Annotated in this window: 10 protein-coding genes; 8 read left to right on the top strand and 2 right to left on the bottom strand. The window is 29.6% G+C overall.

Annotation, left to right across the window (positions count from 1 at the left end; all coding sequences use genetic code 11):
• Nucleotides 1-2: 2 nt before the first annotated feature.
• Both hflC and hflK read right to left on the bottom strand, forming a co-directional pair.
• Nucleotides 3-875, bottom strand: a complete 873-nt coding sequence (hflC, locus tag PVA18_RS00565; protein WP_045805156.1) for a protease modulator HflC — start codon at nucleotides 873-875, stop codon at nucleotides 3-5.
• Nucleotides 872-1951 carry an FtsH protease activity modulator HflK gene (gene hflK / locus PVA18_RS00570; RefSeq protein ID WP_045805155.1) on the bottom strand — a complete coding sequence of 360 codons (1080 nt, stop codon included), beginning with the start codon at nucleotides 1949-1951 and terminating at the stop codon, nucleotides 872-874. Before hflK ends, hflC begins: the two co-directional genes overlap by 4 nt.
• A gap of 891 nt (nucleotides 1952-2842) precedes the next feature.
• Between hflK and PVA18_RS00575 the strand changes: the two genes are divergently transcribed.
• The 8 genes from PVA18_RS00575 (at nucleotide 2843) to etpE (ending at nucleotide 16245) form a co-directional block, all read left to right on the top strand.
• Nucleotides 2843-3142 (top strand): TrbC/VirB2 family protein, encoded by a 300-nt coding sequence (locus PVA18_RS00575; RefSeq protein WP_434431854.1) that lies wholly within the window; start codon nucleotides 2843-2845, stop codon nucleotides 3140-3142.
• A 1628-nt stretch (nucleotides 3143-4770) separates the two neighbouring features.
• Entirely contained in the window at nucleotides 4771-5118 is a 348-nt protein-coding gene (locus PVA18_RS00580; protein WP_045805153.1) for a TrbC/VirB2 family protein, read from the top strand.
• A 59-nt stretch (nucleotides 5119-5177) separates the two neighbouring features.
• Entirely contained in the window at nucleotides 5178-5525 is a 348-nt protein-coding gene (locus PVA18_RS00585) for a TrbC/VirB2 family protein (RefSeq protein WP_045805152.1), read from the top strand.
• Between the two features lie 59 nt (nucleotides 5526-5584).
• Nucleotides 5585-5935: a TrbC/VirB2 family protein gene (locus PVA18_RS00590; RefSeq protein ID WP_045805151.1), complete on the top strand. Its 351-nt coding sequence runs from the start codon at nucleotides 5585-5587 to the stop codon at nucleotides 5933-5935.
• Between the two features lie 59 nt (nucleotides 5936-5994).
• A complete protein-coding gene (locus PVA18_RS00595; RefSeq protein ID WP_045805150.1) occupies nucleotides 5995-6342 on the top strand; it encodes a TrbC/VirB2 family protein in 348 nt (115 codons plus the stop codon).
• 411 nt (nucleotides 6343-6753) lie between these two features.
• Nucleotides 6754-6957 (top strand): hypothetical protein, encoded by a 204-nt coding sequence (locus PVA18_RS00600; protein WP_143339987.1) that lies wholly within the window; start codon nucleotides 6754-6756, stop codon nucleotides 6955-6957.
• A gap of 312 nt (nucleotides 6958-7269) precedes the next feature.
• Nucleotides 7270-9651 carry a VirB4 family type IV secretion system protein gene (locus tag PVA18_RS00605; protein WP_045805148.1) on the top strand — a complete coding sequence of 794 codons (2382 nt, stop codon included), beginning with the start codon at nucleotides 7270-7272 and terminating at the stop codon, nucleotides 9649-9651.
• A gap of 867 nt (nucleotides 9652-10518) precedes the next feature.
• On the top strand, nucleotides 10519-16245 hold the full coding sequence (gene etpE, locus PVA18_RS00610) for an entry-triggering protein EtpE (RefSeq protein WP_231568527.1): 5727 nt from the start codon (nucleotides 10519-10521) through the stop codon (nucleotides 16243-16245).
• The last annotated feature ends 792 nt before the right edge of the window (nucleotides 16246-17037 follow it).

Raw genomic sequence — 17037 nt, forward strand, 5'->3', positions numbered from 1 at the left:
AATTACTTACCTCTTTCCTTATTAAACAAATTAATAAAATCATTGTTAGGTGATAAAATAATCCTTGTATTTTTTCCATTAAAAGCATGCTTATATGCTTGCATTGTTCTGTAAAATCTGAAGAAATTTGGATCGACTGTTAAAGCATCATTGTAAATCTTTGAAGCTGTGGCGTCTCCATTTCCTCGAATTATTTGTGCTTCTTTAAGCGCATTTGCAATGATAATACGTGTTTGCAGATCTGCGTCAGCTTTTATGCGCTGTGAAGCTGCTTCTCCTTCTGCTCTAATTTCTTTTGCCTCTTTTTCTCTATCTGTTTGCATACGTCTAAATATGGCCATGCTATTTTCTTCTGGTAGATCTGCACGTTTGATTCTGACATCTATCATTTCTATTCCAAATTTTTTAGAGTCTTTGCTAACTCCTTCTTGTATTACTGCCATAACTTCTGATCTTGCCTCATTTAAGAAGTTAATAAGTGATACGTTCCCTATTTTTTCACGAATATTTGATTCAATAATAGAACTTAATCTATTTTTTAATCCTGTCTCATTTCTAACTGTTTGATAAAATTTAACAGAGTCTACAATTCTGTATTTTGCATAAGAGTCAACAATAAATCTTTTTTGGTCAGCTGCAATGACTTCTCTTGAATCAGAGTTAATGTCGATGATCCTTTTATCAATGTAGACAACTTTTTGTATTAAAGGTACTTTGAAATATAAGCCACTATCATGTATTTGCTTAACTACGCGTCCAAACTGTAATACTATTGACTGATGTGCTTCATCTACAATAAACATGGAGTTTAGTAGTACAACTACTGTTGCAATAGTAAAAAATCCTAATATGAACTTAAATGGTTTATTATTCATGACTTACCTACTATTTTAGGATCTGCTAATGGAAAGTAAGAAAGCATCCCTTTAAGGTCATCACTGACCACAACCTTATCGTTTTTGCTTAGTATTTCTTCCATTGTTTCTAAGTATAAACGATTCCTTATTGCCTCAGGTTGATTTACATATTCTTTGTAAAGCAAAGTAAACCTTTTTGCATTACCTTCAGCTGCATTGACTACTTCACTCTCGTATGCTTCTGCGTCTAATTTAATTTTGATAGCTTCACCTTTAGCTCTTGGTAACACCTGATTACGATATGCATATGCCTCATTAATCAATTTTTCCTTGTCAGCTCTTGCACTTTGTACATCTCTAAAAGAATTAATGACTTTTTCTGGAGGATCAACTTTTTTTAGCTGAATCGATAAAACTTCAACTCCCATACTATACTGATCTAGGATATTTTGTAATAATGTTTTAGTTTCTTGTGAGATTACAGCTCTTCCTTTTCCTTCAATTGCAAAGGATATAGAACTTTTCCCAATGACTTCGCGCATTGCACTTTCTGCTGCATTTTTTACTGTGTCTCCTACTTGATTATCCCTAACTTTGAACAAGTAATTATATGCGTCATTAATACGCCAGTGAACATCAAAATTTATATTAACTATGTTTTCATCTCCAGTTAACATTACACCTTCCCCATGATCTGAAGTATTATCTGAATAAAATCTAGAACCTATTTCTTCCCTATTAACTGTTTTGACTTTTAACTTGATTACATGTCCAATGGGTGATGGGAGATAATAGCGTAATCCAGGACCTACAGTATTATGATATTTACCAAATAATAGCTGTACAGCTTCTTCTTCAGGTTCAACGATATAAAAACCAGAACCCATATATAAAAACATCACGACTAGAAGCACTATTATAAATTGTGCTTTTCCATGATTGTTAAATTGTGTACTTTTCTTGTTTTTTAGAAATGAACTAAACGTATTATTGAAACGGTAAATAATTCTGCTAATATCATTGGAGTTTTTATATTCTTTGGATTTGTGATCTTCTTTATTTTTATTGTTCCAAGGATCGTAATCATCAAACATAAGCTATTCCAACCTACCTCAACTAAAATGCTTTATCTGTTATTAAGCTCATTGTGCCATTTTAGTACATAACAAAAATATAACTATTGTTACATTACATTAAAATAACCGAAATTCCAAATATCAACTCTTCAGAAATCAAGAAGATCCTGATTGTGTATAACAATAGTTTAATAATCTATTGAAAATGCTGATATATGTCAAAGTTTATTTTTTAGTGTTAAACATGGAAAAAATTAGTATTAATAGTTTGGTATCTATTTGGTAGATTTTTTGATTTTTATAATTACGTATTATGTTGATTAAATTTTTAGCATAAGGTTTGTTATGTTAATAATATGATTTGGGTCAATTAATAAGTTCATATGTTTTGATAATTAGCTAATTTTAAATATTTTTGCTAAAGAAAATTAGTACTGTAGGAAATTAATTTATTTTCTGATCAAATAAGAAATATTGATTGTGAATATACTTAAGTATTAAATAATATGTTTATGAAGTTAAGATTCATTTATTTTTATTTATATAAATAATGATCTAAATTTCTAACTATTAATAATAATTGACTTTTTAAATATTTACATATATAGGAACCACAGAAAGGTGTTGTATAACATTCTCAAGTTATAAGATTTTTCTATGAAGTTAGGTTGTAACAGTTTTGATATATTGGTGTTGTGTTAGTTATGTCTTCATGTTTTGTTTTTTTCTGAAAAAACGGATAATGGGTTATTATATAAACTAATTTTTAGGAAAAGTCTTTTATTTTTATTTAATAAACATTATAGAGTGTTTTGTTGATATTGTTGTTCATAAATTTGTGAGGGATTGATAATGCTATATAATAGTAGATGTTTTATAGGTAGAGCGCTTCTATTTTTGTTGTTCATAATGTTTTCTATGACACCAAATATAAGTAATGCTAATGATACTGCTGATAATGATACAGTTACTAAGGTGATATGTAATGTTGTTGTGTTTGTACAAAAATTAGGTCTTCCTATTATGACTGGAGTAATACTTGGTTCAAGTATTATGGCGATATTTGGTAGGTTACCGTGGCCAGCAATAGTAATGTTAGTTGTATTTACAGCAATATTCTTTGGAGCAGGTAAACTGATATCTAAGTTTGCTGGTGGAATAGCAGATCTTTCAGCTGATAAGTTTGATTGTGGTACGATATCAAAATAGTGTTAAGTGATGGTATCATGTACTTTCTGATATAAAAAACTTTGTTTTTGAATATTCCTATCATGCTCAATTGGCAGATGAATTCGAACAATAAATTAGTGAGTCAGTTATAGCTAGATTGTTGTAATATTAATTCTTTAATAAATTACCTTAATTTAGTTATAACTGGCTTTTGAATTTTATATATGTAAATGAAATGATATATTATATACCTACTAGATTATATAAAATATATGTAGTCATTTCAGACTGATAGTCAAATTATTTATGTGTGTGCTGAATTTAGATAGTATTACATGTATTCATGTAGCATTTATTTTTAACTTCTTAGGTATAGTTACTTCTTGCTTTATCATTTTTTGTTGCATCGATATAAATAATTGTCAATCCAATCAGTGTTATAAGACAACACCTAAACGGCAAATGTCGTTATAGCTTTTTGCAATTTCTTTGCATTATGAGAGTACAAGCTTCAAATTCAATGGATAAAAAATTAGTTATATGTTCTTAAAATAGCATTTTTTAATAAACACGTGTGTTCTTTTATAAAAGTTTATAGTAGTTCCAAAATTATATTAAAGAAATATAAGATGGATAAACTGTAAGAATAATTTTTACAATGATCACAAGAATTGAGTACTGTGCTAAGTGTGTGTTAATTTTAAGTAATATTTAAGAAAATGTGAATGCTTTATCAGTGTTGTGTATTTATAAAAAGTAACAATAAATTATTGTGAGATTTTTGTGTGTTTTGTTATGAGGTTGCGTGTTAATGTATTCCAGCTTTAGTCTGCGAATATTTTATTTCTTATTTTTGAAAATTTGTTTTTATAATAAAAGTTGTCTTTCTGCATTTACATTAAATACATTGTCAGTTTACATTATGTTAATTGTTTTGTGTTGTACTTAGGTTAACTTATACAACAGTAAGTTGAGATTAGAGTGTGTGAATTCTTAATATATCAACATTGTTGTTATTTTGGTAGCATGTGTATTTGTTGATGGGGTTATGATGTTTATAAAATATATATGAAAGAAAATTTTTTATAATCACTATGATTTTTAATGCTTTTTGTATATTACAAAATTATAGATGTGTTATTAATAGTATGTAAGGTAGATAATGTATTTGTTGTAATAAGGATCAGGAAAAGCCAAGTTTGTACTGTAGGTTTGTTTGTGATTTTGTAGTGTAATTATTTTAATATGTTGTGTTACATGTAGTAATTCGCAGGCCTATTACAATAGTATCATGTAATCCTTGGTTTGTTATTATGGATAATAAACAGTAAAGAACTACGAAAATATGTGGATTAATAACCATATTATGAAATTTGTTAAAAAAGTAGAGATTCTCTGTATCTGATAATCAATAGTGATAATTACATATGATATAATATTGCGGTTAGTTTGCTGATGATTGTTAGTAATGTGTAAAAAAGTATTTTAGACATATTTAAGAGTAACTAATGTCAGTAAGTTAGTATAATAACATTACAGTAATGTTTTGTTAAAACAGGTCAGTTCGGGTTAATCTTACTAGAAACAATGTATTACTGATTAAAGTATGTGCCATATGTAGTAAATTATTCATAGTATTTCAAAAGTTCACTTAGGTATTGAGTTTTATGTTGAAGGCTATTTTTGTGTTTTTTATGATTATAGGATTTATTGGTGTGGTTCCGTTAAGTTTTTCTACTGCTGCAGCACAAGCTGTTGCTGACAATGATGATGTAAGTAAGGTTATATGTAATGTTATAGTGTTTGTGCAGAAATTAGGATTACCAATCATGACAGGGGTAATACTTGGTTCGAGTATTATGGCAATATTTGGAAGATTACCATGGCCAGCAATAGTAATGTTGGTTGTGTTTACAGCAATATTTTTTGGTGCAGGTAAATTGGTTAGTAAATTTGTGAATGGAATCAATAACAATATGACACAAGGTGTAAAGGATTGTTCTACTTCATACTAACAAGTAATTGGATAAATTTTATAATATGTTGCTAATGAATTATCAAGGGTATGAATCTTATGTTAAAATCTATTTTAATATTTTTTGTAATTGTGGGATTTGTTGGTGTTATGCCATTAGGTTTTTCTGGTGCTTCAGCACAAGCTGCTACTGAAAATGATGATGTAAGTAAGGTTATATGTAATGTTATAGTGTTTGTACAGAAATTAGGATTACCAATCATGACAGGGGTAATACTTGGTTCGAGTATTATGGCAATATTTGGAAGATTACCATGGCCAGCAATAGTAATGTTGGTTGTGTTTACAGCAATATTTTTTGGTGCAGGTAAATTGGTTAGTAAATTTGTGAGCGGGATTAATAATAATGTGACTGGTGGAACGGATTGTAGTACTACTGCATCATAGTGATGAGTAAGTAGGTAAATTTATAATATTGCTAATGAATCGTCAAAGGTATGAATCTTATGTTAAAATCTATTTTAGTATTTTTTGTAATTGTGGGATTTATTTGTGTTATGCCATTAGGGTTTTCTGGTGCTGTAGCGAATGCTAGCTCTACTGATCAAGATGAGGTAAGTAAAGTGATATGTAATGTTATAGTGTTTGTACAGAAATTAGGATTGCCAATCATGACAGGGGTAATACTTGGTTCGAGTATTATGGCAATATTTGGAAGATTACCATGGCCAGCAATAGTAATGTTGGTTGTGTTTACAGCAATATTTTTTGGTGCAGGTAAATTGGTTAGTAAATTTGTGAGAGGGATTAATAATAATGTGACTGGTGGAACGGATTGTAGTACTACTGCATCATAGTGATGAGTAAGTAGGTAAATTTATAATATTGCTAATGAATCGTCAAAGGTATGAATCTTATGTTAAAATCTATTTTAGTATTTTTTGTAATTGTGGGATTTATTTGTGTTATGCTGTTAGGCTTTTCTGGTGTTGCAGCGGATGCTAGCTCTACTGATCAAGATGAGGTAAGTAAAGTGATATGTAATGTTATACTGTTTGTACAGAAATTAGGATTACCAATCATGACAGGGGTAATACTTGGTTCAAGTATTATGGCAATATTTGGAAGATTACCATGGCCAGCAATAGTGATGTTGGTTGTGTTCACAGCAATATTTTTTGGTGCAGGTAAATTAGTTAGTAAATTTGTGAATGGCATTAATAACAGTATGACTACTGGAACAGATTGTACAGCAAGTAAGTGAATAAAATTTATCATATATTATTAATAAAATTATAATTTATAAAAATATGAACCTTATGTTAAAAGGTATTCTAGTGTTTTTATAATTGTGTTGTAAATGTAATACACTTTTAGTATTAGATGTTAGTAGTTACGTTATTGCTACCTAATGGCCAAAATAGTACAATCCAGGTGATATTAATGTTATATGTGATGTTATAGAGTTTGTATAAAAGTTGAAATTGCCAATCATAGAAATATAATGTTTAGTAAAGTATTATTGTTATGGATAATTTGAAAAGTTGCTATGATTAGTGATAATGATGTGAGTCATATGTTGGCAGTCATGTTTTTTGTATCAAGTAAATTTGTTCATATAATTTTAGTAATACTATGACTACTGTAAAGATTGTAGTACTGCTAATGCTGGATAATGATGACCTCAGTAAGAAAAATTAAGGAAAAAAGTAAGCACTTAGCTAAAAATAACTACCATCATAACTATAGCGATCTTGGTTTGGTTGTTGAAAATTTTCTTGGTGTTATTTTCATTGTAAGCTTTGTAAGTATTGTTTGTTCTGGATTCAGAGCATGTGTTTACTTATTAATCAATGTTGTTTCTGATTTATATTGCTAAAATAGCATTTGTTCTATTTAATTCAACTATGATACTATCATGGTTTTATGAATATAATGTTAGTTTTTCTCTAAGTAATAACTCGCTTAAGGTTTGTGGTTGCTATGTACATTAGGTGTGAGATTGTTGATTTTTTGTACTATAAATTTCATGATTAAGTTATTTATTAGTTGTTAATTCAATCCTAGCATAAAGAAAATGTTAATTTTATATTTAGATAATGACAATTAAGCAGATACTATCGTATATGAATGTTAATCTTATTGGTGGATGTTTGTATAAATATTATAGGGGTAAATAAGGGTTTCCTATATGTCTTTTTTTCAAGAAATAATTGGCCGTTCTTCTCATCTAAATCCAAATAATGTCTCTATAAAGAGACGAGATAATACCTATAATAAAGGGAATTTTGTACCTGCAGCTTGTCATTATGATGAGAGTACAATATTGAATAAAGATGGTGAACTTGTACAGATACTAAAGATAGAAGATTATGTAGTTAGTCACTATATTAATGATAAAGATTTAAGAGCAGCAGTACGTAATAGTATAATTAATAGTATTAGGGTTCCTGAGGTTTCCTTTTGGATATATACTGTAAGAAAACCCCATAAGTTTGATTTTGTACGAAGAAATATAAATGATATTTCTGATGTCTTAAGTGATGTACACCTCAATAATATAGGTCAACGTGCTACGTATATTAATGAGTTGTATATAGCTGTAGTTACTAGTTGTTTACCTGAGACTATGAAGGGTGTATTGGGTGCTCTATCATTTTCCTATATAAAAAATAAGCATAAAGATTTTCTGAAAAATAGAATAATTAGATTGAATAAGGTTACTGAGAATATTTTGGAAAATTTGAAAAAGTTCGAAGCAAGAAAATTAGGATTGATAGTAGTTGATGAAGAAAAAGTAAGATCGGAATTAGTAGAGTTTTTATACTATTTGACTATGATGCGTCATAAAGAATGTTTTCTTGATATGGCAGATCTTTCTGGTATATGTGGTGACTGTAATATTGAAATGGGATTTAATGCATTTAAAGTCTCATGTAATAATTATCAAAGATTTGGTGCAATATTAGGAATAAAAGATTATCAAGATTCCCCGTTGGATGCATTAGATCAATGTCTGCAGCAAGATTATGAATTTATAATAGTTGAGATTATAAGGTTTGCAAACAGTAAAAATGCGTTAAAGCTTTTTCAAAAACAAGCTATGTTTTTAGAATTTAGCAATGATGCTCGGTTGAGAAAAATATCCAATATAGATAATTTTGTGTCAGTTGATACAGATTCTTGTTTAAGTTTTTGTGAACGAAAAATAAGTTTTGTAATAATATCAAATACTTTACCACAGCTTCATAGTAATGTAGATAAAACTGTTGCTTCATTAGCATCACTTGGTATTATTTGTGTAAGATGTGATTTGACTCTGGAAGATGATTTCTGGGCACATTTACCTGGGAATTTTGCTTATGTTTTAAACCTTAGATATACTTTAATGAAATATGCTTGTGCATTTTCATTATTGCACTATTTCCCTTCAGGAGCGCTTCAAGGGAATAAATGGGGGCAGGCAGTTACTATGTTTTTTTCAAATAAGGGTAGACCTTATTTCTTTAGTTTTCATGTTTTAGGTGCAGGACATACTTTAATGGTTGGTAGTCTTCAATCTTCGGTTACTATGTTGCTGAATTTTCTATTGTCAGAATCTAGGAGGTTGAATACGCGAATTGTCTTATTAGATTATACAGGTAAGTCTATTATTTTTGTTAAGGCTATAGGTGGTCAGTATTATAGAGCAGATCATAGACGTGACTATCAGGAAATGTCATTTAATTTTTTTCAACTTGAAGATAGTGTGCTTAATCGTAAAATAGTTATTGGTGTCTTACAAAGAATGTTAAATGTTAAAGACATAACTGAAGAAATGAGTAATGCAATAGATAAAGTAGTTGATTACCTTTTTACCTTGCCTATTGAATCTAGAACTATAAGTAATATTTCTGATCATATAAGTGCGCTGGGTAAAAATGCTAGTCAATGGGTAAATAATGGAGAATTTGCGCATCTATTAAAAGAGGATGCTAATATTGACTGGCAAGCAGAGGTTTTAGGCTTAAATGTTGGTGTTTTGTGTTCTAAGCCTCAGTGTGCTTCTGTTCTTATTTTTTACTTTTTGAATACTTTAATTAATTATTTTGATGGGTCTCCTACAATTTTAGTAATAGATGAAGCATGGATTTTAGATTATGTTTTTACAAATAATCAGGAATTTGATGAGTGGATTGAAATGATGAATAAATTAAATGTTGTTGTTGTGTTTGCTGGTGAGAATATTCCAGCTATCATCTCCAGTAACGTTATTTATCAATTCAATGAACATGTTGAAACCCAAATTTTCATGCCAAACTCAGTATCAACTAGTAAGATGTATATGAAAGCCTTTAATCTGTCAAGGTCAGAATGTAAGACTATGTTTCAGATGCCATCTCAGGAAGGATATTTTTTTGTAAAGCAAGATAATAATCCAGTAGTGTTGTCTTTTAATTTACCAGATATACCAGAAAGTCATGTTCTTTCTGCTAATAAAAATACAATTCGATACATGTATGAATCTATTCATACTCATGGAGATGATGTAAAAGAATGGTTACCTGCATTTTATAAAAAGTGTAGTGGTTAAAAAGACTATAAAGATTTATTTAATGTAGATAAGTTCTAAGAGCACATATGGTAATGTGATAGTATGCAGGTTAAATTTGTAAATATTTGTTGATAAAAAATTTATCTATATGTGTGTTAAAAAGAATCAATATTAAAATGTTATAAGACTACTGAAATTTATATTAAGAGAGTTGAAAAAATTTACTCATAGAAGTTTTTATGATACTTGAATATGTTAAGTAAAATTATAGCTATACTTTAATAAATTAAAAATAGTTAATAAATTTTACTTGCTATGAAAAATTTAAAGATATATATATTGTAACATACGACATTATTCAATGGGTTCTATCAGTTTCATATAAAAATCTGTAAAATTTTTTAAGTAGATTGCAATTATTAATTAATGATATTTCGTGTGCCATGAGTTATAAACTTTGGTTTCTGTGCCGTGTATTGATAAAAATATTTTGGATGTAACATAATACGGCTATACTATAGTTCTGCTTTATCACCTATGAGGCAAGAAATTTCATAAAATATTGTTAAATTTTTATTTAATAATTACTGATAAATCATATTTGTTATGTTCTGATAGTAAATTTATTATATTTCATGTAATAATGTGTGGATGAGGAATATGGTGTTGTCAAATTTCTATACATTTCCTGTAATGATTAGGATCATTAAATCTATAATTTACCTTTTAAAGGAAATTTTGTTTTATGTAAATGATTTATCCTATGCATAAGAAGAGTCCGTATGGGTTTTTTGGAGATATCTCTTAAGAACATAAATGATTTTTTGTATTAATTTTTTTTAACAATAGTAAGTGTTGTTTATGAAAGTGTGGTGTTGTAAAGGTATAAACTTATACTTAGTTATTGTGTTATCTTTCATTTATTTATGTGTACCTTTACATTCTTCGATGTCTCTTGATTTAAATGATAAGAATAGTACAACTGACGAGATGCTGAAATTTATGATGCTGACTTATGACACTTTCTATGGTCTTCATTTTTCTGATTATTATAAGCCTTTAGATAATACAGGAGGTAATGTTGATAGTGTTATGGTTAGGGTTGCTATACATCAGAGTACCCGGCTTAATTCTTACGCAAGATATATCAAAGGATACTATCAAAACCTAGAGAATATCTATGCTCCTGAATTAGGTTTGCCTTTGAATAGACAAGATCGTACATTGGATCAACATGATATAATGTTTATGCAATTATCTTCTTACTGGGGGAAGGTAACAGTCCATAATATGCCTATAGGTAGTTGTAAAGTTATATATTCTGGTTCTTGGCAGTATAGTTCTATGGCAGCCATGACATTTCTAGAAAACACAAATCTTGGATCGCAAGTATGTGTATGTCTTGTAGGGGACTGTAATGTTAAATTTATAAGAGGTGAATGTAATCAACACAGTATACGTTGTAAGGAGATGATCACGGCATCTGATCCCCCGCCTTTCTGTAGTATATTGGATGCATCTAATATAATTTCTGTTACTCCTTTGGCGTTTTCTAAGCAAACTTTTTTCAGACCTGGAGTGAAAGTACGTATTTATTCAGGACCTGGAAAAGTTTATGCAAAGGAGTTATATGCAAAATATAAGATCGGGGATAAGACTTCCTATAGTGTTTCATATGCTGGAGTTCCTTATGAATTTCAAGTCTATAAGGGTGGTTATGATAAAGTATGTGTAGAATATACTAATAATGGAGTGAAGGAGAAAAACGTTTGTTTTCCTTCGCCAGGGTTAATGCGTCCTAAGGTAACTCCTAGTGCTAGTGGTGTTCATATACAATATCAAGATTGTCAAGGATTACCTGATTGTAATGTTGATATGTCACCAGGGACAGAAAATAAAGATATGGGTTTTTCTGTGATAAAACCTAAGATTAATTTTAATGATTATACTTTGATTAGTCAGTATAAATGTGGAGATGAGAAAATTGTTGAGGATGTAAGTCAATGTCCAAATAAGAACGGTGTGAAACTTGGATACGTGAATGACAATAATGGTAATGTTACATGTGTTGTTGATATGCCTTTTGTTCCTACGAAGTATTCTATAAAAAAGAATAATAGAAACTTATGGTTGAATATGCATGAGGAAATGCTTGCGGGTTATGGAGCTGTTATAGAAAAAACTGATGATGGGAAAAAAGAGGCTGAGAGATATGTAAACTGTGGTCATAAGTTTGCGATAGATATTAAAAGCATGACGCAAGATCAACTAGATAAAATTAGAAATGTAAAACAAGATATATTTTTTGATATTGCAGGTCACTATAATCCTAAAAGTGCTGTGTGTCGAGGCAGTATGCTTTATAAGTATGAGAATCATAGATTATATGAAGAAGATAACCAAGTATCTTGTAAAGATGTTGTTGAGTTGGATTATGGCACAAGGAAGATTAAGGCATGTAACTCACTTTATGTGAGTGATGATGATTTTACAAATTTCTTTCATGAGGATGACGAATTAAAGGACATTGTACCTCTGAATCCAATCTTACAAGGTATGTGTGTAAGTAATTTCCCTTCTTATGAGTATAAAAGAAGAACTTTAACAAGAACAATATTACCAACTTCTTATAAATTAAGCTTTGATAAACAAAGCACGGAATGTGACTTTCTGAGAATAGAAGCATGGGGTGGAGGGGCATCTGGAGTATCAAGATCTGGTAAATCTGGTAAAGCTGGTAACTATGTTATGGGGTTGTTAAAATTTGATAAGAATATAATTGATAAGAAGTTAATAATTGATATTGGAACTGGAGGTAAAGGCGTAAATTCTTTGAGTAATTCTGGTGGAGATACCACTGTAAAGTTGTGTGATGATGATAATAACAATTGCTTAGTAAAATTAGTAGCTAATGGTGGTGATGAAGGTGGTAATTATTTGAGAGATAATTCCGAAGGAGTTGATAATCTAGTTCATTACAGATTTGCTTCCGGGTTGCAGAATTCAAGAGAAAATGAAATATTAGTACCTTATCAAAGTGCAGATATGCCTTATGGTAAAGTAAAAAAAGGGGATAAAGAATGTTTGTGTAGTAGTAATCTTTTAGAGAAAAATTCTAATAAGTATTGGGGAGCTGGAGGGTGTTCTAGTGTTTATAATTGTGCTCAAGAAGGTGCTGATGGTATGGTGAAATTGACTTGTGAAAAATGGTCAGGCCCTGCAGGTAAAATAAAATTAATAGATGAAAATTCATGTGATGATTTTTTGGTTACATTGATAGAGAAAATTAACAAATCAACATCTGCTATTCCAAATGTAGTGAAAGAATTTTTGGACAAAATAAGTCAGGTTGACTTTTGTATATATTCAAAAGGTTTTCCGAATTTGATATCAAGTATGCATAAGTATTTTTCTGCAGTTAATGAAGTATTAATTAGTGGTAATGTATCAGGAGATAATTTATCAGGTCTTCGTAAAGAGTTATTAACTGAATTGAGTAACGCAGAGGTTAAAGCAATGTTAGCAAAGTTGGGAATTCATGATTCTCCTGAAACGTTGCTTTTGTATATTGATGCACTTGATTTTAATTTTGGTGTCAATGTATCAAGTGTATCGCCAGGCTTATTAAATTATTATGTTTCTGAAGGGGTATTTGATTACAATTCTTCAGAGAATAATACGAATCATAGTAAAATACCTGACGACGAAGCAGTGATGTTTAATATAACCAGTGAAAAACCGGAACAGTCGTTTAGTGTGGAGTTAAAGGATCAGGCATTTGTAAGGCAGTATAAAAATTTTATTGATGTAATACATAAGAATATTGCTACAGAAGGAGATGAACATAAAAAGAATGATATTGTAATTTCTTGGATGTATGCTTTCTTTAAATCTGATAAACGACTTTTAGACCTTTATGCAGCTCCTTTTGTTAAATTGATGTTAGGGATGGATCTAAACAGAATTATGAAATGGGGAACCTGTAGTGATAAACACATTAAATTGTTTGAATCTATAAGTCAGTATGGTAAAAAATTGCCTTCAAAAGTACAAGATTTTATAGAGAAAATAACTACTGGGGATTTTTGTAACAAATTTTCTGAAATAACGTTATTGAATTCATACATTGCAGAATTGTCTGATTATATAACTAGTTGTGCATTAAAGAATGATGAAAAAGGATGTTTAGAAGGTCAATGGCGTATTAATCTAGAATCTGCAGCTAATCAGTTAAAAAATGCAGTGTATCATGACTATCAAGTTTTTACTGATGTAGGTGTTACAAATGATAAAAAAGAGGTGTTTTTATTGCTTGATGCAGCGATATTTAATTATGTAATGTCTGAGTTAAATGTTAATAATTCTGATATAACCAAAACATTATCGTTACTAAATTCTAGTGCATCGCATATTTTTAGTGACTTCCCTTATGACACTATTTTAGAGTTACGGCAAGATGCTAATAATGTGAAGTATGGTGATCATAGGGTGAATATAATTACATTATGGTCTTATGCATTGTACAGTACCTTTGAATGGGATGTTGAGGATTTTAAATCTTTTGTAAAACTACTGTTGGAGTTAGATCTGCAATCTGTAAAAACTAGAAAGTGTACTCAGGATATGATTGATTTATTAAATAGATGGAATCTTTACAGAGATATGTTGCCTAAAACCCTACGAGATTTCTTGGATAAAATACTTTCCCCAAATTTCTGCGGGCAAGTGTTGAGATTTCCAGAATTAGAAACTGCATTGATAGAATATACAGGTGTCCTGAGCGATGCATTGCGTGCAGGCCGTTTATTCAATTTTGGATCTTACAATATAAACAATATTGATAGGGGGCAATTATCAAATGTAAAAGAAATATATTCTTATCTTGGAGAGCTTTGGTCAGATGTAGGAAGGTTATCTTCTACCATTGCAAACCTCTTGGATAACCCAGATATATATAGAATTTTCACTGATGCTGGTATTACAAGTAGTAAAGAAGAAATATCTTTAATCATTGATGCAATCATCTTTAACTTTTTGGTGTTGGAAACAAAGGTTGATAAAGATAAAATGCACAAGTTGTTGTTATTGTTCAATGATAGTAATCAAGATAAGTTTCCTGGTATGGGTATTATGGTTTTTCAGAGAAACATTACTAATAAGTATGGAGATAACTACGCTCATAACATTAATATAATCACGTTATGGTCTTATATATCATATATTTCTTCTGGATCTAGATGGAGCATTCAAAAATGTAAAGCTTTTATTAAATTACTATTGGGAATGGATGTGGATTTTGAAAAACTACAAACATGTGGGGATGATGTCATTGATTTATTTAAGAAATTGAATACTCACAACAAAGATAAGTTGCCTTTAAAACTTCAGCGTTTCTTGGATAAAATAAATGAACAGAGTTTTTGTAAAAAGATATCGCAGTTCCCAAAACTGGAAATAGCATTAATAAATCATGTAAGTGCATTAAGAAGTATATTGCATCCGGATAATGTATTGAAGTTAGGTTCTGTGGGGCAGTTAGGTGAGAATAGACGCGAGGTAACTAATTTTCTTTACAGGCTTCTGTCAAATATGGATGAGACATCTTATAACATGGTAGCTCTTTTGAACAATCCAGATATATATAAAATTTTTACTGATATGGGTATTGTGGATAGTAAGGAAGAAATATACCTCATGATTGATGCAGTCATTTTTAATTTATTAGCATCAGAAGTAAAAACTGAGAAACAAGTTGTATATAGTGATAATATTGTACAGCTGATGGAGTATGTACTTGCGTGTTCTGTGAAAATTAACATGTTTCCTAAAAAATCTTATATTAATACATTACAACAAATTAATAATAGTATTATTATTCATAGAGCTAATGTGCTGGCATTGTGGTCTTATATATCATACTCTTACGATTTTTTACAGTCAGTACCTTTTGACAAAAAATTTGAATCTTACGTCAAAATGCTTTTTCCAATAGATTCGGAATTATATAAAAGATGGGGAAACTGTTATGGAGACGAAATAACATTTTTTGAATCTATAAATCAATATAGTGAGAAATTCCCTTCTTCGGCACGAAATTTTATACAACGAGGAATAATGGAAGAGGGTTGTGGATCATCGTCTGTGGTAAGATTATTAAATCAATATGGCATACAATTAAAAGACTATATAGTTCAGTGTATATTGAGTGATGTGAAGGACCCAGAAAATTGTGGTGATAATTCCATACATTCCCATATATTCGGGCCACGTATATTGAGTGATGTGAAGGACCCAGATAATTCCCTACATTCCTATATATTCAGGCTACAGAATCAAATTTATAATTATAAGTATAATATTAAGTTCTTTTTGTTTGGACCAACAAGACCACTAATCAAGCTATATTGTAATGTGCTAGTTATTAATTATGTGTTGCATCAGTTTGATGTTGATGTACGTCAGAAAATAAATAGTGTATTCTCATCCCGTAAGTTTTCTAGTGATGTTATGAAAGAAGCACTACAACATGTCAATGATGATAAAGCAGGTATGATTGCGTTATGGGTTCTTATTGCAGATTTCTTTGATATTGGCTCGTTAAAGGATTTTATAGCCTTGATTATGAAAGAATAGTAAAATCTTACAAAATTACTTGTTAGAACAAAAAATGGAAACTTATACATGGGAACAAATAGCAAAAATTTTTAAAAAGATATATGGGTTCCTAAAATTTATAAATATCAAGGAAGTTAAAAAACAGAATTATAGGTGTATTCAAGAATGTTATCTGTATAAAATATATGTGAATTTGATGTATAGGGGCACTATTTTTTATAGAATTCACTGATTTGTAAAAATAATGAGCTACAGAGTAATTGTTATTTACATTACATAACTGCAGCAGTGCTTTGTTTTAGAGAATAGTAATTTTTTATAGATTAATTGGGTAATTAATATAGTACAAGATATGCACTTTAGTATAACTGACTGTTTTATGAAATTTTCTGATTTGTAGGAATAATTGTATTGTAGGTTTTTTATAAGGTTAGTTATAGCATAATTATCTATTGTGTTATATAGAGCTATAGCAATGTTCTAGTTTTAACAGTCAACACTTTTTATGCGTTAATTAATGGTTAACATAATTTGTAAATGTGAATTATGTTTTGTAAGGGCTATTGATTAATTTTTTGTCTATGTATAAGAGTTTCTATTATAAATAGTATGTTTAATGTTATGCATAACAATTTAGTTGAATAATAGGGAGAAGGAAAATTTTATAATATTAGTAGGATTACAAATTGAAGTTCTGTTGATATTTTTATAGGTGAGTTTAATGGTTTATTGAGGATAGTCACTTGTTTTATTAGTGGTATTTCAATTTGCTAATCAGCTGTATATATTCTGAAATATAACTTGATCTTT

Origin of the sequence: Ehrlichia muris subsp. eauclairensis (assembly GCF_051097115.1) — a bacterium.
In the GTDB taxonomy this organism is placed as follows: Bacteria; Pseudomonadota; Alphaproteobacteria; order Rickettsiales; family Anaplasmataceae; genus Ehrlichia; species Ehrlichia muris.